Origin of the sequence: Candidatus Pelagibacter sp. (assembly GCF_052046145.1) — a bacterium.
In the GTDB taxonomy this organism is placed as follows: domain Bacteria; phylum Pseudomonadota; class Alphaproteobacteria; order Pelagibacterales; family Pelagibacteraceae; genus Pelagibacter.
Map to the genome: position 1 here is coordinate 972,575 of NZ_JBNGZR010000001.1, position 17,841 is coordinate 990,415.

A 17,841-nucleotide genomic window follows, 5' to 3' on the forward strand; every position below is an offset into this window, starting at 1 on the left:
ATTACAATTTATTACTTAAGTTTTTATTTTCAAGAAATATTATTTAAATTTTTTTACTATATTTTTGCTTATTAATAAGCATTCTTGATCAATTTTACCATTTATTAAAGCTTGCCTAAATCTTCTTTGAAAAGCTTTTATAAGTAATTTGATGTTTTTATTTTTGTCTTTATTAAAAACTCTTGAATAACCAATTTTATATAAATTTTTAAGAAAATTAATTTCGTGATATTTATAAACTTTCAATGCTCTTGTTTTGAAAAGTTTTTTTTCATTTAAATCGTGCCACAATCCAACGTTATTTTTTGATAAATGTTTCCAAGGAAATTTTTCGCCAGGATCTTTTTTTCTTAAAGGAGCAATATCAGAATGTCCCAAAATAAATTTACTTTTAATTTTGTATTTTTTAATTAAATATTTACTTAGTTTTAATATTGATTGAATCTGTTTTTTTGAAAATTTTTTATACTTATTGTCGTGACCTGGATTACTAATTTCTATACCAATTGAGTGTTTATTAAGTGATTTGTAATTTTGCCATGACGAAATTCCTGCATGCCAACTAACATAAAGTTCTGGCACTAAAGTTATTATCTTTCCATTGTCTCTTATTAAAAAATGGCTACTGACCTTTGATTTAACATCAGTAAGACGATTGATTGCCTCTTTATCATTTTTCATACCTGTATAATGGAAAATAATAAATTTAATTTGTTCAAATTTTCTTTTTTTAATATCAAAATTGGGTGAGTAATTCAGAGTTGTATTTATGTTCATTTATTAATTATTTATTAAATTTGGCTACTTTATAGACATTTTATAGTCATTTTTTTAAAATAAATCTTAATTTACAATTAAATTTTATATATTATATAGGTTGCAATGTTTAGAAAATTAGTACTTTTATTAACTGTAATTTTTTTAACAGCGTTCAATGCGAATGCTGGATCCGATGGTGAATTAATCTTAAAAAAAAATAAACCCACTGAAGTTAAAGATTGTTTTGAAACTATAAACAGAGCTTCTTTCGCTTTCAACCAAGCTTTAGATGGAATATTGTTTCAACCAGTTGCCAGTGCATACAGAGTCCTGCCTTCTCCAGTCAAAAATGGAGTAAGTAACTCTCTTGATAATCTATCTACACTTGTAACAATTCCAAATAATATTTTGCAAGGAGATTATAAAAAAGCTGGAGTTAATTCGGGTAGATTTGTTATTAACACAACGGTTGGCATTTTAGGTTTAATTGACGTAGCTCAACATTTAGGATTTCCTGAATATGAGAAAGAAGATTATGGTCAATCTTTAGCAACAATGGGCGTCGGTCCTGGTTGCTATTTAGTTTTACCTGTTTTAGGACCTAGTACAGTTAGAGATACTACTGCATCTTTAGCAAGCTTTGTTGGCGGAGATGCTTGGTATAATGTAACAGTTGTAAACGACACACAGCATTTCAGTGATTTTGATTATTATGCATCAAGAGTTACAAGTGGCATAGATTTTAGAGCTAAAAACTATGATGCTATAGAAAATTTAGAAAAAAATTCAATTGATTTTTACGCTTCAGTAAAAAGTTTATATTTACAAGATAGACAGCAGAAAATTTTAAACACAAATAAAATTATTGAAACCCAAGATGATAGTGATTGGGAAGAGATAGAAACTCAGTAATTAAAACTAACTTAATGAAATTTAGAAATTTTATATTAGTTTTATTTTTTTACACATCAGCTTTTGTAAATTCTTATTCAATAGAACCAGATGTATTTGTTCAATCTACTGTAAATAGAGCTTCCAATGTTTTATCTAAAGATATATCTAAAGAAGAAAAAATTAATGAATTAAAAGCAATAGCAAAAGAAACCGTCGATATTCAAGGTGTTGGTTTTTATTCACTTGGACAAGCAAGAAAAAATTTAGATAAAAATCAAAAAATTAAGTATTCAGAGTTATTTGAGTCTTACTTTTTAAAAAGTTTTTCTAGTAGATTAGCAGAGTACACTAATCCAGAAATTGAAGTTCAAAGTAAAGAATTTCTTAATAAAAATTATACAATTGTTAATAGCTTACTAATAGGAACATCGGATAGACCTGAGGTAAAAATTGATTGGAGGATATATACTAAAAATCCTGACAATCCACTAATTAGAGATTTAATAATTGAAGGTCTTAGTTTAGCAAGAACTCAAAAAGAGGAGTTTTCATCAATTTTAAATTCTAATAATGGAGATATTAATGCTCTATTCAAAACTCTAGAGGAGTTTTCCAATAAATAAAAATAAACTTTTTGGTGGGCCCGCCAGGACTCGAACCTGGGACCAATACATTATGAGTGTACTGCTCTAACCAACTGAGCTACAGGCCCAAAACAGAAATTAGTTATATCATTTTTTCCAACATATCAATCAAAGATATTTTTAATTAAAAGAAAAACACATCCATCCAGTAATTATATATTTTTTATGTTTCTTAAGAATTTGACCAGCATGCGCATGAGTCCATTCTGCTGGCCAAATTAAAGTTTTTCCTTTTTCTGGATTAATTTTTATATTGTAATGCATAAATTCTGTACACCCACCATCTTCAACCTTGACATCATTTAAATAGGTCATCCAAGCAAAAACTCTATGCATGGTTGGTGTTGAGATTCTTTCAGAGTGCATTTGAGAAAAATGATCTCCAGGCAAATATCTTTGCAAATTAAAACTGGGAATATCTAATGATTTAAATTTTCCTTTTAAGAAAGGCCATTGTTCTTTGTAATCATTATAACACTTTAGCAATTCATCAAAATATTCTTTAAATATATAGTATTGTTGATTTTTTAATTTAATTGGATCTATTGATATTTCAGTAGTTTTTTTTTTCTCTAAATTTAAATTTTTATTTCCTCCAATTACCCCTTTTTTATGCAAATGTTTATTATCTTCAAAAAAATTTACCAAATCATCAAAAAGTCTATCGTTTGGAACATTCCACTCTCCAATAAAATTAACTTGATCAGTTTCTCTCATAATTCTTTTCATTAAATTATCTCAAAACTTTCATCATAAATTCTTATAAATCCTTGAGCTCTCTGTAAACAAATAAGACCCTGTTTATGAAAACCATTATTTAAGTTCATTTTTCCTAATAGACCATTAGCTTTTTTATTACCAGGATCAATCTTGAGCGCATCTTCATAATACTTTTTTGCTAAAGAAAAATCATTTAAAAATTGATAAGTTCTTCCAAGTTCAATTAAAGTGTCTAGATTGTCTGGTTTAATTTTTAAAGCATTAAAAAATTGAATTTTAGCGTCAGAAAATTTTTTCTTTAAATTTAAGACAACACCTAGATTATGAGCTGCTCCACTAAAATTTTCATTTAATTTTACCGATTTTGTTAAATTTAATTCTGCTAAATCTAAATTATTTATTTGTAAGTAAGAAGTTCCTAATAAAAAATATAATTGAAAATCAGCCTTATCTATTTTAATAGAGCTATTAATTAATTCTATAGCCTCGAAAAAAAGAGAGCTTTTCATAAGACTTGTTGCTTTATCAACTATAAGATGTTTTGTTTGATTTGACATTAATTTTTAGTGAAAATTATATTACTAAAAAAAAAGTAATTTGAAATATAAATTAAAATGGTGGGCCGTGTTGGTTACGCTCCAACTACCCCTGCAATGTCAATGCAGTACTCTACTATTGAGCTAACGGCCCCAACTAGCTTTCTAGAAAACTTTTTAGCTGTTTTGACCTACTTGGATGCTTAAGTTTTCTAAGAGCTTTAGCTTCTATTTGTCTAATTCTTTCTCTTGTTACTGAGAATTGCAATCCAACCTCCTCCAGAGTATGATCTGTGTTCATACCAACACCAAATCTCATTCTCAATACTCTTTCCTCTCTTGGAGTTAATGTAGATAAAATCTTCGTTGTTGCCTCTCCTAAATTTGATTTAATTGCTTGCTCTAAAGGTGCCAATGCTTTTGTATCCTCTATAAAATCACCTAAGCTACTATCTTCTTCATCTCCGACTGGTTTTTCAAGAGATACAGGTTCTTTAGAAATTTTTAATACTTTTCTAACCTTATCTAAAGGCATTCTTAGCTTTTGTGCTAACTCCTCAGGCGTAGCTTCTCTTCCAAATTCACTTAAAATTAATCTTTGTGTTCTAACAATTTTATTTATAGTTTCGATCATATGGACTGGTATACGAATAGTTCTTGCTTGATCTGCAATTGATCTTGTTATGGCTTGTCTTATCCACCATGTTGCATAAGTCGAAAATTTGTAACCTCTTCTATACTCAAACTTATCAACAGCCTTCATAAGTCCGATATTACCTTCTTGGATTAAATCTAAAAACTGAAGACCTCTATTCGTATATTTTTTTGCAATTGAGATAACTAATCTTAAATTGGCTTCAACCATTTCTTTTTTCGCTATTCTTGACTCTTTTTCACCTTTTTGAACTCTACTTACTAACTTTTTAAAATCAGTTACAGAAATTCCTAATTTATGACTTATTTCTATAAGCCTTTCTCTTATATTTTTAAATTCATCTTTATTTTTTGCAAAAAACTGTTTCCAAATTATATTCGTATCTAAAAATTTTTTAAAATTTGGATTAATTTCATTTCCAACATAAAATTTAATAAATTCAGATCTTTGAATCTTATGATCCATTGCAAGTCTTAAAAGATTTCCTTCAAGTGAAATTATTTTTTTATTTTCAACGTAATGTTTTTGAACGAGCTCCTCTAAAACAGAAGGCGATAGTTGTAATGATTTAATATTTTCTAATATATCATCGACTATTTTTTCGTATCCTTTTTCTTTAGCATTAGAAAAAGGATGGCTATTTAATACACATTCTAACTTTTCTTTTTGATATTTAATTAATTTTATATATTCTTTTGTAAGAGTGTTAATTGTTTTTAAAACCTTTGGTTTGATTTCAGTTTCCATGGCTGCAAGAGTAGGATTAAAATCATCATCTTCATCAGTTGAACCGTCTTCCTTATCTGTTTCACCTGAATTTTTTTGTTTAGCACTTGGTCCTGTGGTTTCATCTTCCATGTAATTTGTATCAATATCTATAATTTCTCTAACTAAAATTTCATCTTTTTGTAATTTATCATTCCATTCAAAAAATTGTTGAGCAGTAATCGGGCTTTGAGATAGAGCAATTAGCATAACATCTTTTCCTGCTTCAATTCTTTTTGCTATTGCAATTTCACCTTCTCTGGATAGCAACTCAACACCACCCATTTCTCTAAGATACATTCTTATAGGATCATCACTTTTTTCAATTGTTTTACCTTCTTCTTTATTAGAATTTTCTTTTTTTCTTAAAACTTTAAAATCTGATTTTTTTTCAACTAAAGAAATTTTTTCATCCAAAATATGAATAAAAGCTTGTGCTAAATTTTCATCAGACAAATTTCTTTTTCCTAATGACTTACTTAACTCTTCGTGGGTTATAAATCCTCTATGAGTTCCACGACCCATTAATCTAGCAAATGATTTTGTAATTATTCTTTCCACAACAATATAATGTAAACTGAAGGATCTTATATAATCTCAATTATATAAAAATCCATTATTAATTTTACCCAATTAATTGAGATTCTGCTTTTTTTTAAGCTCTTTTAGCTCATTAAATGTGCTCTCGCTCATATCAATTGAAAACTTCGATTCTAACTCTTGGATTCTAAACTCAAGATCATAATTCATTAAATCTCTAGAGATGTCCTCTAGTAATTCAATTATTTTTTGATCATCATCAGATTGATTTTTTAAGATATGTTTGATTGGTGCAAATTTATTTATTTTTTCCATTAATTGAACATCTAAGTCAAGATCTTGGGTTTTGATTTGTGAACCAGATTTCAATTTTTCAATAATCATTTCAAATATTTTTTTATTTAACTCAGTAAATAGTTTAATATTTTCAATCAAATGAATATTTGCTTGTAACAAATCTAATTTATTTATGACCAAATATAATAAAGAAAACTCTTTTAATTCAACTCCAGTCAAAGACTGACTTTCTTGAAAATATTTTTTTGTACTCTCTAAAGATTTTTTTTTTTTTGTGTAAAATCTTTTATTATTTTGATTAGAATGTGGCGTTAGTTCAGAAATTTTTTCTAAAAAATATTCTAAAACATATTTTTTTATAAAATCATCTTTAATTGTATTTGCAATTGCTCTAAGTTTCTTCTCAAAAATAGCCATCGATGAAGGATTATTTTTGGTTTGTTTTTTATAATGACTAAAAATAAATTGATGAATTGATAATTTGCTCTGCTTTGTAAAATCTATAAAATTAGCTTTACCATTTTTATTCACATAGCTATCTGGATCTTCTTTATCTGGTAGAAATAAAAATGAAATTTGTTTTTCTGGTTTTAGTTCTTTAATTGAATTTTCAGCAGCTCTAACAGCAGCTTTATATCCACTCTCATCACCATCAAAACATATTATGATATCATCAAAAAATTGGTTTAAAGTTAAAATTTGCTTGTCGGTTAAAGACGTGCCAAGATTTGCTACAACATTATCTATTCCATTTTTACTTAGACCTACTACATCCATGTATCCTTCAACCAGATAAATATGATCAATTTTATTTGAAAGTTTTCTTGCTAAATCTAAATTATATAAATTTGATCCTTTTTTAAAAAAATTTGTCTCAGGTGAATTTATATATTTAGCTAAAAAATCTAAATTTTCTATAATTCTACCTCCTAAAGCAATTGGTTGACCTGAAATATTATTGATTGGAAATATTAATCGACCTCTAAATCTTTCTAAATAAATTTTTTTTTTCTCGTCTAAATAGAATAAACCAGTTTCTACTAAAGTTTGCTCGCTATAATCTTTTTTTAATTTTTCAAAAAAATTCGGATTTTTTTCTATGTATCCTATTTTAAATTTTTTTACTTCATCTTTACTTAGTGATCTATTTTTTAAATAATCTCTAGCAATTGAATAATTTTCATTTTTTAAAAGTTCATTGTGATAAAAATCTACATAATTACTAAAAATAGATTTATACTCATTCCATTTTTTCTCTCTTTCTTCATCTTGTTTTGAAAACATATATGGCTGCATCCCTGCTAATTGAGCTAGAAATTTAACTGCCTCTCCAAATTTCAAATTTTGAGTTTTTATCACAAAATCAAAAATATTTCCGTGTTCAGAGGTTGCAAAACAATGATAAAATTCTTTTTCATCATTAACAGTAAATGAGGGTGTTTTTTCATTTTTGAAAGGCGATAGACCTACAAATTCTTTACCTCTTTTTTTTAAGGAAACAGTTTTTGATACTACTGTTGAAACTTTCAACCTATTTTTAATTTCATCAAGATACTCTTTTGGGTATTTCATTATTTGTTCAACAATTCTTTAATCATTGATCCTGCTTTGGAAAAATCAATTTCATCTGCGTGATTTTTTTTGAGCTCACCCATAACTTTTCCCATATCTTTCAATGAATTTGCTCCAATTTTCGAAATAATATCTGAACAAATTTTTTTGGTTTCCTCTTCGCTAAGCTGTTTGGGTAAAAAACTTGTTAAAATATCATATTCATTTTGCTCAACCTCTAAAAGATCTGTTCTATTATTTTTTTTATAAATATCGATCGATTCGGCTCGTTGTTTAACCATTTTTTTTAAAAGTTTCTTAATGTCCTCATCATCAGTTTCTTTTTTGTTAGGGCCTGATCTGTTAACAATATCCAAATCCTTAATCGAAGATAATATTAACCTATAGGTTGATATTTTATTTTTATCTTTAGATTTTAAAGCATTTTTATATTCGTTTTCGATGGTCTGTTTTAATGACATAATTTTTTAATCTACTTTAAAGAAAAAATTCTTCAAAAGAAAAATTGTTTTTTTACAATTTTATATTACATCTCTGTTGCGATAATAAAGCAATTATTGTATTAACCTTTAACTCATGAGTTGTAATTGAACAAAAAATCAAAAAAAACTAACTCAAAAATAAAATCTCAAATCAATACAGGCGTTTTAGTTCTAGAAAATAAAAAGGTATTCAAAGGAATTGGAATAGGATACCAAGGAAAAGCCACAGGCGAAGTTTGCTTTAATACATCCTTGACAGGCTATCAAGAAATCATCTCTGATCCGTCATATGCAGGTCAAATTATTAACTTTACCTTTCCACATATTGGAAATGTTGGAACCAATAAAGAAGATCATGAATCTGATAAAATATGGGCAAGAGGAGTGATAATCAATTCTGAAATAACTTCACCCTCGAATTACAGATCATTCCTACATTTAGATACTTGGCTAAAGAAAAATAAAATAATTGGAATTACTGGCTTAGATACCAGAAGCCTAACAAACTTTATAAGAGACAAAGGTGCCCCCAAAGGTACTATTAGTTATTCAAAAAAAGGAAAATTTAATATTAATAAATTGACTAACTCTACAATAAAATGGAGTGGATTAAAAAATCTTGATCTTGCAGAAGTAGTTTCAACACAGAAAAATTATATTTGGAAAGGTTTTCAAACCTGGAAAAAAGAAATTGGATATAAAAAAAATAATAAGAATTCATTTCATGTTGTTGCAATTGATTATGGAATTAAAAAAAACATTTTAAGATATTTCTCAGACTTAAACTGTAAAGTTACAGTTGTCTCCTGTAAAACTAGTGCCCACAAAATTTTAGCTTTAAAACCAAATGGAATATTTTTATCAAATGGTCCTGGTGATCCAGCTGCAACAGGGAAATATGCTATAGAAATTATTAAAGATCTAATTAAAAAAAATTTACCAATATTTGGTATTTGTTTGGGTCATCAAATTTTAGCGTTAGCATTAGGGGGCAAGACAAAAAAAATGAAGCTTGGTCATAGAGGAGCAAATCACCCCGTTAAAAATTTGATTCATGATAATGTTGAGATAACGAGTCAAAACCATGGATTTGAGGTAGTTAAAGAAACATTACCAAAAAATATCGAGGTCACACACAAATCATTATTTGATAATAGTATTGAAGGTATCAAATTAAAAAATAAACCAGTCTTTTCAGTTCAATATCATCCAGAGTCTAATCCAGGACCTCAAGATAGTGTTTATTTGTTTCAAGAATTTATTAACAACATGAAAAAAAATGCCAAAAAGAAAAGATCTTAAAAAAATATTAGTTGTGGGAGCTGGTCCAATAATTATAGGTCAAGCATGTGAATTTGATTATTCAGGGACACAAGCATGTAAGGCTCTTAAAGATGAGGGTTATAAAGTAGTTTTGATAAACTCAAATCCTGCAACAATTATGACTGATCCAGATGTTGCGGATAAAACTTATATTGAACCAATTACACTAAATGTATTAGAAAAAATTCTAAAGAAAGAAAAACCCGATGCAATTCTTCCAACAATGGGAGGGCAAACTGCGCTTAACCTTGCAATGGAAGCAGAGAAAAAAGGAATTCTAAAAAAATACAAAATTGAGTTGATAGGAGCAAATTCTAAAGCAATATCTAATGCCGAGGACAGAAAGAAATTTAGAAAAAATATGATAGATATTGGTTTAGATTTACCAAAATCAGAAATCGTAAATAATAATAATCAAGCTTCAAAAGTATTAAAAAAAATTGGATTACCAGCGATTATAAGGCCTGCCTTTACACTAGGTGGGCTTGGTGGAGGAATAGCTAAAACTAAAAAAGATTATTTTAAGATTGTTAAAAATGGATTGCACGAATCTCCCGTAAGCCAAGTTCTTGTAGAGGAATGTTTAGAAGGCTGGAAAGAATTTGAGATGGAGGTTGTAAGAGATAAGAAAGATAACTGTATCATCATTTGCTCAATTGAAAATATAGATCCAATGGGAATTCATACGGGTGACTCGGTCACAATTGCGCCCGCTCTTACACTTACAGATAAAGAATACCAAGTTATGAGAAATGCATCTATTGCATGTTTGAGAAAAATTGGAGTTGAAACTGGTGGATCAAATGTTCAGTTTGCTATCAATCCTAAAAATGGTCGAATGGTTGTCATTGAAATGAATCCACGTGTATCAAGATCATCAGCACTTGCATCAAAAGCAACTGGATTTCCAATTGCGAAAGTAGCTGCAAAATTAGCGGTTGGTTATACTCTGGATGAATTAAAAAATGAAATAACTAAAGTTACTCCTGCATCATTTGAACCAAGTATAGATTATGTAGTGACTAAAATTCCAAGATTTACATTTGAAAAATTTTCTACTTCTCCTGCAACTTTAGGGACATCGATGAAATCGGTAGGTGAAGCAATGGCAATTGGAAGAAATTTTAAGGAGTCCCTGCAAAAGGCGTTAGTGTCTCTTGAAACCGGTTTTTCAGGTTTAGACAGAATTTTTGATTTAAATAAAAAACAAATTGAAAGGAAACTTAAAGAAACTATTCCAAATAAGATATTGCTAGTTGCTGAAGCAATTAGAAAAAAAATAGACTTAAATAGAATATATAATTTATCTAAAATTGATCCTTGGTTTTTAGAACAAATTAAGGAAATAGTTAATTGTGAAACACAGTTAAAAACTAAAGGGCTCCCTAGGGATTTTGTAGAATTTAACAGAATAAAATCAATAGGATTTTCAGATAAAAAACTTTCGGAATTAACTAAAACGTCTGAAGAAATTATCAGAAGAAAAAGATCGGCGCTTAAAATACTTCCAGTTTATAAAAAAGTAGATACTTGTGCTGCTGAATTCAAATCTTTCACTCCTTATATGTACTCAACTTACCAAAGAAATTTTTCAATTAACTCAGAATGTGAAGCTGATCCATCCAATAAGAAAAAAATAATTATTCTTGGAGGAGGACCAAATAGAATTGGTCAAGGAATTGAGTTTGATTATTGCTGTTGCCAGGCAAGTTTTTCATTAAAAGACGCAGGTTTTGAGACTATAATGGTTAATTGTAATCCTGAAACAGTTTCAACAGACTATGATACAAGTGATAGATTATACTTTGAGCCTTTAAAAGAAGAATACGTTTTTAACATAATTAAAAAAGAACAAGAAAAAGGAAATCTTATAGGTGTAATAGCTCAATTTGGTGGCCAAACTCCAATTAAACTTGCTAAATTTTTACATGACAACAAGCTTCCAATTTTAGGAACGCAATATACTTCTATAGATTTAGCAGAGGATAGAGACCGATTTAGAAGTTTATTAAATAAATTAAAACTAAAGCAAGCAGAGAGTGGAATTGCAAAGACATTTAATCAGGCAATACAAGTTGCAGATAAAATAGGATTGCCATTAATGGTAAGACCTTCGTATGTTTTAGGTGGAAGAGCAATGGAAATTGTTCATGAAAAAAATCAGCTTAAGAAATTTGTTGAAGAGGCATTCAAGGCAGCAGAAGAAAACCCAATTTTAATTGATAAATTTATCGATCATGCAATGGAAGTAGATGTGGATGCCATATCAGATGGAAAACAAGTTCATGTTGCTGGTATTATGCAGCATATCGAGGAAGCTGGAATTCATTCAGGAGATTCAGCGTGTAGCCTTCCCCCTGTATCTATAAAACCATACCTTCTTAAAGAAATTGAAAATCAAACAAAGAAATTAGCAATAGCATTAAATGTTAAAGGTTTCATGAACATACAATTTGCAATTAAAAAAGATGAAATTTATGTGATTGAAGTTAATCCAAGAGCCAGTCGAACAGTTCCTTTTGTATCAAAAGCAAAAGGTTTGCCTCTAGCTAAAATTGCATCAAGAGTAATGGCTGGTGAAAAATTATCTAAGTTTAATTTAAAGGATAAATCCAAAGGTATGTATGCAGTTAAAGAGGCAGTATTCCCATTTAATAAATTTCCAAATAGTGACTTATTGTTGGGACCAGAGATGAAATCAACTGGAGAAGTAATGGGATTTGATAAAAATTTTGGAATGGCTTTTGCCAAAAGTCAAATAGCAGCAGCCAACTCATTACCAAAAGAAGGATTGGCTTTTATATCTCTAAAAGACTCACATAAAGACGAAGGATTGGATTTAGCAAAAGATCTTTTAAAACTTAAATTTACATTATGTGCAACTAAAGGAACTGCTGAATATATTCGAAAACATGGAATGAAATGTAAAATTATAAATAAAGTTAGTAGTGGAACTCCTCATATAGTTGATGTTTTAGACTCAAAAAAAATTGCACTTGTAATAAACACTGGGGGTGGAAATAGTGAACACCGACTAAGTGATGCTATAGCTTTAAGAAGAGCAACATTAAAGAATAAAGTCCCATACTGTACTAATATGTCTACTGCTCAAGCCTGTTTAGAAGCGATCAGATCTTTAAAAACTAAGAAATTAGAAGTAACTTCACTCCAAGATATTTAAGAATTTACCTTCCAATCGGTTTCAAAAGTAACATAATTTACTTGAATACATCGTCTTTCTTTAATTATTTTTTTCTTTTCCATTCCATGCCAAGTATTTGGTCCACTGGTAAACAGATAACCATAGTTATGTTTATAAGGAAGTGTCTTAACCTTCTCTAATTTTTCATTATAAAAATCTGTTCCTAAGTCCTCAGACTCGTTTGTTTTATTAACAAATATCAATCCTGACATAAGTTTTTCTTTTATATCGCAATGAGGTTTGAGCCAAAAACCTTCTCGATCACATATAACTTCAACTCTTACATAAGAATTTGATAAATCCTTATCTATCATTTTTGATATTGTTTCATATGTTTCTTTAGATTGGAGCTCGTTTATAAATTTTACTAAATTTGGAAATTTAGTGGAATTTTCTTTGTTTATAAAACATCTAAATTTTATTGCTTGTCCACCTGATGCTATTCCTTCTCTAAATTCTGCAGCTCCACCATCTATTGCTCTTGTTCCATCATAATTAAGATTGTGTTTACTTACATCAGGAATATCTGCTTTCACTATTTCATCAATTGCTTCCTCTGATAAAGCATTGCTATATTCCCAATGATCAAAAGGGAAATTGTATTGTTTTGAATTATTTTTAATTGAATTTAAAAATGACATTAGCTTTGAATTTTACTTTTTAATATTTTTGCAACTCTATTAGTTTCATCAAGTTTTTCATAGTTCCAATTTTCTATCTCTTCTCCTAAATTTCTTGTAATATTTAACTCTCTAAATAGATTTCTAAAGTTTTGGAATCTCTTATCATTTTTTTTCGGTAGAATATTTGCTACATAAATGGGTTTGCCGGTCAAAGCTGCTTCAGATATCATTGAGCTAGAGTCGCAGGTAACCACAATATTTTCAGATAAACCAAGTGCTGATAAATAAGCTTTTTTATCAACATCCATTATAATAGTGTGATTTTCTCCAAAAAATTCTTTAGCATAGTGGATCGTATTCAATGGTGTTCTCATTGATGGAATTACAACAAGTTGAAATTTATGTTTCTTTAACAATTTATAGAAAATTGAAAAAATATGTTTCATATTTTTTGTTGAATAATCATAATACTTGGTAGGCCCACCCAAAATTAAAGACCAAATTTTTCTATCATCTTTTTTTATAAATGATTTTAAATAATCCGTGTTGTCCTCGATTTCGTTTTTTGTAATATAATGTATGGCCCCTTTAGTGGAAATTACATTTGAACCTTTTATTCCATCGTGTTCAGGAGCTATTACAAAATCAAAGTGGTTTAAATCTACTTTTGGATCTTGAATATGTATGTTAAACACCTTTTTATTTGAAATACTTTTTAAATGAATTGACGGAATTACACTCTTTCTTCCACAAGATATAATTATATCAAAATCCAAATGGTCTATTTTTTTATAAACATTTTGTGAAACAGGAGTAAATTTTGGTGGCAATAAATTCCAAAAATTATTTAGTTCAACCTTGTGGTGTGTGAATTCAATATCTAGAGCTTTAGCCAGTCCCTCTACTTGGCTTATCATTCCATGCATACCTTGAGTTAATAAAATACCTTTTAATTTAGTCATTAATCACTATATAGCTTTCATATGAGTCAAAATCCAACTAAACACACAAAAGTGTTAATAATTGGATCTGGTCCTGCCGGATACACAGCAGCAGTTTATGCGGCTCGAGCTATGTTAAATCCAATTCTAGTTCATGGATCTGAGCCAGGTGGTCAATTAACAACCACAACTGATGTTGAAAACTTTCCGGGATTTGCAGAGGTTATACAGGGTCCTTGGTTAATGGATCAAATGAAAGAACAAGCTAAAGCTGTTGGTACAGAAATGATAGAGGATCACATTAGTAATGTTAATTTAAAAACTTCGCCATTTGAGGCAACTGGAGATAGTGGTCAAAAATATTCTGCTGACAGTATAATAATTTCTACAGGTGCTCAGGCAAGATGGTTAAATTTAGACTCAGAACAAGAGTTTAGAGGATTTGGCGTCTCTGCTTGCGCAACATGTGACGGTTTCTTTTTTAAAAATAAAGAAGTTGCAGTAGTTGGAGGTGGCAATGCAGCTGTTGAAGAAGCAATGTTTCTTACAAAGTTTGCATCCAAAGTAAAATTAATTCATAGAAGAGATAGTTTAAGGGCTGAAAAAATGCTTCAAAAAAAATTAATGGAAAATAAAAAAATTGAAATTATTTGGGACTCTGTAGTTGAAGATGTATTGGGTGACAAAAATCCTAAAAATGTTAAGGGAATTAAAATAAAAAATGTTAAAACAAATGAAACACAAGAGTTAAAACTTGATGGTGTATTTATTGCTATTGGTCATGATCCAGCAACCCAGTTGTTCAAAGATCAATTGGAAATGGATAAAGAAGGATACTTAATCACAAAAGCAGACTCTACTGAAACTAATGTACCTGGAGTTTTCGCAGCTGGAGATGTAAAAGACAAAATTTTTAGACAAGCAGTTACAGCTGCAGGGATGGGATGCATGGCAGCTCTTGAAGCAGAAAAACATCTATCTCACAATTAAATGTCAGAAAAAGTATTGCTAACTGGAATAAGCGGTTGGATAGCAAAACATACAGCTATAGAATTATTAAATTCTGGTTTCGAGGTCCTTGGGACAGTAAGAAATGAAACTTTAATAGAACAAACCAAAGACACTATTAGTAAATATGCTCCTATAGATAAATTATCTTTTATTAAATTAGATCTTGTTAAAGATGATGGATGGAATGATGCAGCTAAAGGATGTAAATATATATTTCATATTGCATCTCCTTTTCCAATAAAAGTTTCAAATAATAGAGAAAGCTTATTACCTCCTGCAGTAGATGGTACTTTAAGGGTATTAAATGCTGGGATAAATGCTGGAGTAGATCAAATTGTTAAAACTTCTTCTATTGTTGCTATGTTTAGAAAACCTAACAGAACTAATCCTTATACATTTGGAGAACAAGATTGGACTGATGAAAATTGGGTAGAAGGGGTAAATGATTATTTTTTATCAAAGACGAAAGCTGAGAGAGTTGCGTGGGAATTGATGGAAAGCAAAGGATTAAAAAATAAATTAACAACAATTTGTCCTGGTGGAGTCTTCGGTGATGCTCTAGATAAAAAAGGAGGTACTTCAATTGAGTATGTTAGACAATTCATGGCTGGTAAATTCCCTGGAGCACCTAAATTTGCCGTTCTAATTTCTGATGTAAAAGATATTGCAAAAGCTCATGTTGCTTGTATTGGAAATGATAAAGTTGGAGGCAGAAGATTAATTGTTGGAAAAGAAGTAAAAAAATTAGTCGAATTATCCCAATTGATGGCTGAAGCAATGCCTGCTTATGCAAAAAAGCTTCCAAAAAAAGAGCTTCCAAATTTCATGGTTAAGTTGATAAGTTATTTAGACTCAAGTGCCAAAATGATGATACCTGATCTTGGAATTTTAATGCAAACTGACCCTTCTTATGCTGAAGAATTATTAGGGTTTAAATTTAAAGCTGCAAAAGATTGTATGGCGGAGAATGCAAAATCTGTTGTGAGATTAGGTTTGGTTTAATTATAATTTTAAAATTTCATCAGATTCAAACGTAATTTTTTGTAAATTTTGTTTGGCAATTTTGATCATAGCTTTTGCAACTATTTCTGAACTGATAGGTCTCATTTTTTTAAACGGTCCAAATAATAAAGGCGACAATACGCTAAAAGTCAAAATACCTATTTTTTCGCCCACTCTGTTTTCTTTTCTTTTCCCCATTAAAAAAGAGGGTCTTAATATTCCTAATTTAAGGAAGTTTAATCTTTTTAATTCTTCTTCAACTAAACCTTTAAATTTCACATAATTCCCTGAACTATTTGGATTAGCATATATTGAAGAGATAAAAATAAATGACTTGACTGAATTAGCTTTTGCGATTTTTCCAATTTCTTTTGGGATATGTAGCTCTACTTTTTGGTACTCATTTCTATTAGGGGAATTTTGTTTTGTAGTACCAATACAAAAAAAACAATCATCCCCTGTAATTTCAGTTTTATGATTTCCTAAATTATTAAAATCAATATTTATAACCTCAACTTTTTCATTATTAATTGAAGTTTGTGAACGAACGAAAACCTTAACTTTAGTGTAATAATTATCTTGAATTAATTGATTAACTAAATGGCCACCAATTAATCCAGTGGAACCAAATACTATAGCTGTTTTCATTAAGTTAAACTTTTACAAAAAGAGGAAATTTTTTCTAAAGCTTTTTTTAGATTTTCCATTGAAGTCGCATATGAAATTCTAAAAAATCCTTCTAAACCAAATGCAGAACCCTGAACAACAGCAATACCACTATTTTCTAAAAGAGATTGAACAAAATCAGTGTCTGATTTAATTTCTTTTCCACTAGAATCTTTTTTTCCCATTAATTCTTTACAGCTGGGAAAAACATAAAATGCTCCGTCAGGATTTAAACAGTTGATGCCATCAATATCATTTAATGCTTTTACTACAAAATCTCTTCTTTCTTGAAAAGAGTCAGCTCTTTTTTTTATAAAATCTTGTGTCCCGCTTAGTGCCTCAACTGATGCTGCTTGACTAATTGATGAAGGATTAGTTGTTGATTGTGATTGAATTTTAGCAATAGCTTTAACAATATCTTTTGGACCAGCTGCATACCCTATCCTCCAACCTGTCATTGAGTACGCTTTACTTACACCATTCATTGTAAGAACCCTGTCTTTTAAACTTTCTATTTGAGCAATAGTAAAAAATTTAAACCCTTCGTAGGTCACGTGTTCATATATATCATCACTTAAAATATAAATATGCTTGTGTTTTTCTAGAACAGCAGCAATTGCTTTGATATCATTTTCAGAATAACAAGCTCCAGTTGGATTAGATGGAGAATTTAATATTATCCATTTTGTTTTTTGAGTGATAAATTTTTCTAAATCCGATGGATTTATTTTAAAGCCTTGTTTTTCATCACATTCCATTACAACCGGTTTTCCACCGGCCAATAAAACTATATCTGGATATGACACCCAATAAGGAGCTGGAATTATTACCTCGTCTCCATCGTTTAGTGTTGCCATCATAGCGTTATAGATAACATGCTTTCCACCAGCACCAACTGTAATTTGATCAGTTGTATAATCTAAATTATTTTCTTTTTTAAATTTTTCTACAATTGCTTTTTTCAATGCTGGGGTTCCATCTACTGCAGTGTATTTAGTATCACCATCATTAATAGCTTTTATAGCTGCCTGCTTAATATTATCTGGAGTATCAAAATCAGGTTCTCCTGCACCAAGTCCAATAACATCTTTTCCAGCAGCTTTTAATTCTCTTGCTTTTTGAGTAACAGCAATAGTAGGTGATGGTTTAATCTTCTTTAAACTGTCTGATATTATGCTCATTGAAATATAAATAAATTCTACTACGTTG

16 protein-coding genes and 2 tRNA genes are annotated in these 17,841 nt (G+C 29.4%); 6 read left to right on the forward strand and 12 right to left on the reverse strand.

Annotated elements, in window-relative coordinates; all coding sequences use genetic code 11:
• Nucleotides 1–39 precede the first annotated feature (39 nt).
• Nucleotides 40–777: an N-acetylmuramoyl-L-alanine amidase gene (locus ACTT88_RS05240; protein ID WP_440908261.1), complete on the reverse strand. Its 738-nt coding sequence runs from the start codon at nucleotides 775–777 to the stop codon at nucleotides 40–42.
• 105 nt (nucleotides 778–882) lie between these two features.
• Here ACTT88_RS05240 and ACTT88_RS05245 point away from each other — a divergent pair, with 105 nt between their 5' ends.
• Both ACTT88_RS05245 and ACTT88_RS05250 read left to right on the forward strand, forming a co-directional pair.
• The gene (locus tag ACTT88_RS05245; protein ID WP_440908262.1) at nucleotides 883–1,671 is read left to right on the forward strand and encodes an MlaA family lipoprotein; all 789 of its coding nucleotides are present in this window, start codon (nucleotides 883–885) and stop codon (nucleotides 1,669–1,671) included.
• Between the two features lie 14 nt (nucleotides 1,672–1,685).
• Entirely contained in the window at nucleotides 1,686–2,276 is a 591-nt protein-coding gene (locus ACTT88_RS05250; RefSeq protein WP_440908263.1) for an MlaC/ttg2D family ABC transporter substrate-binding protein, read from the forward strand.
• 12 nt (nucleotides 2,277–2,288) lie between these two features.
• Here the strand turns inward: ACTT88_RS05250 and ACTT88_RS05255 are convergent.
• The 7 genes from ACTT88_RS05255 to ACTT88_RS05285 all read right to left on the reverse strand — a co-directional run bounded on the left by ACTT88_RS05255 (nucleotide 2,289) and on the right by ACTT88_RS05285 (nucleotide 7,843).
• Nucleotides 2,289–2,365 (reverse strand) — tRNA-Ile (locus tag ACTT88_RS05255).
• Nucleotides 2,366–2,417: 52 nt separating this feature from the next.
• Nucleotides 2,418–3,026: a 2OG-Fe(II) oxygenase gene (locus ACTT88_RS05260; RefSeq protein ID WP_440908264.1), complete on the reverse strand. Its 609-nt coding sequence runs from the start codon at nucleotides 3,024–3,026 to the stop codon at nucleotides 2,418–2,420.
• Nucleotides 3,026–3,574 (reverse strand): tetratricopeptide repeat protein, encoded by a 549-nt coding sequence (locus ACTT88_RS05265; RefSeq protein ID WP_440908265.1) that lies wholly within the window; start codon nucleotides 3,572–3,574, stop codon nucleotides 3,026–3,028. The genes ACTT88_RS05260 and ACTT88_RS05265 overlap by 1 nt, the downstream gene beginning before the upstream one ends.
• A 58-nt stretch (nucleotides 3,575–3,632) precedes the next feature.
• Nucleotides 3,633–3,707, reverse strand: a tRNA-Val gene (locus ACTT88_RS05270).
• Nucleotides 3,708–3,710: 3 nt separating this feature from the next.
• Nucleotides 3,711–5,534 (reverse strand): RNA polymerase sigma factor RpoD, encoded by a 1,824-nt coding sequence (gene rpoD, locus ACTT88_RS05275; RefSeq protein ID WP_440908266.1) that lies wholly within the window; start codon nucleotides 5,532–5,534, stop codon nucleotides 3,711–3,713.
• A gap of 72 nt (nucleotides 5,535–5,606) precedes the next feature.
• Nucleotides 5,607–7,382, reverse strand: a complete 1,776-nt coding sequence (gene dnaG, locus ACTT88_RS05280; RefSeq protein ID WP_440908267.1) for a DNA primase — start codon at nucleotides 7,380–7,382, stop codon at nucleotides 5,607–5,609.
• Nucleotides 7,382–7,843 carry a GatB/YqeY domain-containing protein gene (locus tag ACTT88_RS05285; protein WP_440908268.1) on the reverse strand — a complete coding sequence of 154 codons (462 nt, stop codon included), beginning with the start codon at nucleotides 7,841–7,843 and terminating at the stop codon, nucleotides 7,382–7,384. The genes dnaG and ACTT88_RS05285 overlap by 1 nt, the downstream gene beginning before the upstream one ends.
• 126 nt (nucleotides 7,844–7,969) lie before the next feature.
• Here ACTT88_RS05285 and carA point away from each other — a divergent pair, with 126 nt between their 5' ends.
• The gene (carA, locus tag ACTT88_RS05290) at nucleotides 7,970–9,166 is read left to right on the forward strand and encodes a glutamine-hydrolyzing carbamoyl-phosphate synthase small subunit (protein WP_440908269.1); all 1,197 of its coding nucleotides are present in this window, start codon (nucleotides 7,970–7,972) and stop codon (nucleotides 9,164–9,166) included.
• Nucleotides 9,144–12,368, forward strand: coding sequence for a carbamoyl-phosphate synthase large subunit (gene carB, locus ACTT88_RS05295; protein WP_440908270.1), 3,225 nt, complete (start codon nucleotides 9,144–9,146; stop codon nucleotides 12,366–12,368). Before carA ends, carB begins: the two co-directional genes overlap by 23 nt.
• On the opposite strand, the gene ACTT88_RS05300 is transcribed toward carB, so the two are convergent.
• Nucleotides 12,365–13,030 carry a hypothetical protein gene (locus ACTT88_RS05300; RefSeq protein WP_440908271.1) on the reverse strand — a complete coding sequence of 222 codons (666 nt, stop codon included), beginning with the start codon at nucleotides 13,028–13,030 and terminating at the stop codon, nucleotides 12,365–12,367. The two genes, carB and ACTT88_RS05300, sit on opposite strands and share 4 nt — an antisense overlap.
• Nucleotides 13,030–13,974, reverse strand: a complete 945-nt coding sequence (locus ACTT88_RS05305; RefSeq protein WP_440908272.1) for a mitochondrial fission ELM1 family protein — start codon at nucleotides 13,972–13,974, stop codon at nucleotides 13,030–13,032. Before ACTT88_RS05305 ends, ACTT88_RS05300 begins: the two co-directional genes overlap by 1 nt.
• A gap of 21 nt (nucleotides 13,975–13,995) precedes the next feature.
• Between ACTT88_RS05305 and trxB the strand changes: the two genes are divergently transcribed.
• Both trxB and ACTT88_RS05315 read left to right on the forward strand, forming a co-directional pair.
• Nucleotides 13,996–14,943 (forward strand): thioredoxin-disulfide reductase, encoded by a 948-nt coding sequence (gene trxB / locus ACTT88_RS05310; RefSeq protein WP_440908273.1) that lies wholly within the window; start codon nucleotides 13,996–13,998, stop codon nucleotides 14,941–14,943.
• Nucleotides 14,944–15,966 (forward strand): NAD-dependent epimerase/dehydratase family protein, encoded by a 1,023-nt coding sequence (locus ACTT88_RS05315; RefSeq protein WP_440908274.1) that lies wholly within the window; start codon nucleotides 14,944–14,946, stop codon nucleotides 15,964–15,966.
• On the opposite strand, the gene ACTT88_RS05320 is transcribed toward ACTT88_RS05315, so the two are convergent.
• Nucleotides 15,967–16,614, reverse strand: a complete 648-nt coding sequence (locus tag ACTT88_RS05320; RefSeq protein WP_440908275.1) for an NAD(P)H-binding protein — start codon at nucleotides 16,612–16,614, stop codon at nucleotides 15,967–15,969.
• The gene (locus ACTT88_RS05325) at nucleotides 16,614–17,813 is read right to left on the reverse strand and encodes a pyridoxal phosphate-dependent aminotransferase (protein WP_440908276.1); all 1,200 of its coding nucleotides are present in this window, start codon (nucleotides 17,811–17,813) and stop codon (nucleotides 16,614–16,616) included. The genes ACTT88_RS05320 and ACTT88_RS05325 overlap by 1 nt, the downstream gene beginning before the upstream one ends.
• Between the last annotated feature and the right edge of the window lie 28 nt (nucleotides 17,814–17,841).

What these genes read in the sequence shown, in the direction of transcription:
- ACTT88_RS05240 (WP_440908261.1), bottom strand. Translation starts at nt 777, where the DNA reads ATGAACATAAATACAACTCTGAATTACTCACCCAATTTTGATATTAAA.
- ACTT88_RS05245 (WP_440908262.1), top strand. Translation starts at nt 883, where the DNA reads ATGTTTAGAAAATTAGTACTTTTATTAACTGTAATTTTTTTAACAGCG.
- ACTT88_RS05250 (WP_440908263.1), top strand. Translation starts at nt 1,686, where the DNA reads ATGAAATTTAGAAATTTTATATTAGTTTTATTTTTTTACACATCAGCT.
- ACTT88_RS05260 (WP_440908264.1), bottom strand. Translation starts at nt 3,026, where the DNA reads ATGAAAAGAATTATGAGAGAAACTGATCAAGTTAATTTTATTGGAGAG.
- ACTT88_RS05265 (WP_440908265.1), bottom strand. Translation starts at nt 3,574, where the DNA reads ATGTCAAATCAAACAAAACATCTTATAGTTGATAAAGCAACAAGTCTT.
- dnaG (WP_440908267.1), bottom strand. Translation starts at nt 7,382, where the DNA reads ATGAAATACCCAAAAGAGTATCTTGATGAAATTAAAAATAGGTTGAAA.
- ACTT88_RS05285 (WP_440908268.1), bottom strand. Translation starts at nt 7,843, where the DNA reads ATGTCATTAAAACAGACCATCGAAAACGAATATAAAAATGCTTTAAAA.
- carB (WP_440908270.1), top strand. Translation starts at nt 9,144, where the DNA reads ATGCCAAAAAGAAAAGATCTTAAAAAAATATTAGTTGTGGGAGCTGGT.
- ACTT88_RS05300 (WP_440908271.1), bottom strand. Translation starts at nt 13,030, where the DNA reads ATGTCATTTTTAAATTCAATTAAAAATAATTCAAAACAATACAATTTC.
- ACTT88_RS05305 (WP_440908272.1), bottom strand. Translation starts at nt 13,974, where the DNA reads ATGACTAAATTAAAAGGTATTTTATTAACTCAAGGTATGCATGGAATG.
- trxB (WP_440908273.1), top strand. Translation starts at nt 13,996, where the DNA reads ATGAGTCAAAATCCAACTAAACACACAAAAGTGTTAATAATTGGATCT.
- ACTT88_RS05315 (WP_440908274.1), top strand. Translation starts at nt 14,944, where the DNA reads ATGTCAGAAAAAGTATTGCTAACTGGAATAAGCGGTTGGATAGCAAAA.
- ACTT88_RS05320 (WP_440908275.1), bottom strand. Translation starts at nt 16,614, where the DNA reads ATGAAAACAGCTATAGTATTTGGTTCCACTGGATTAATTGGTGGCCAT.
- ACTT88_RS05325 (WP_440908276.1), bottom strand. Translation starts at nt 17,813, where the DNA reads ATGAGCATAATATCAGACAGTTTAAAGAAGATTAAACCATCACCTACT.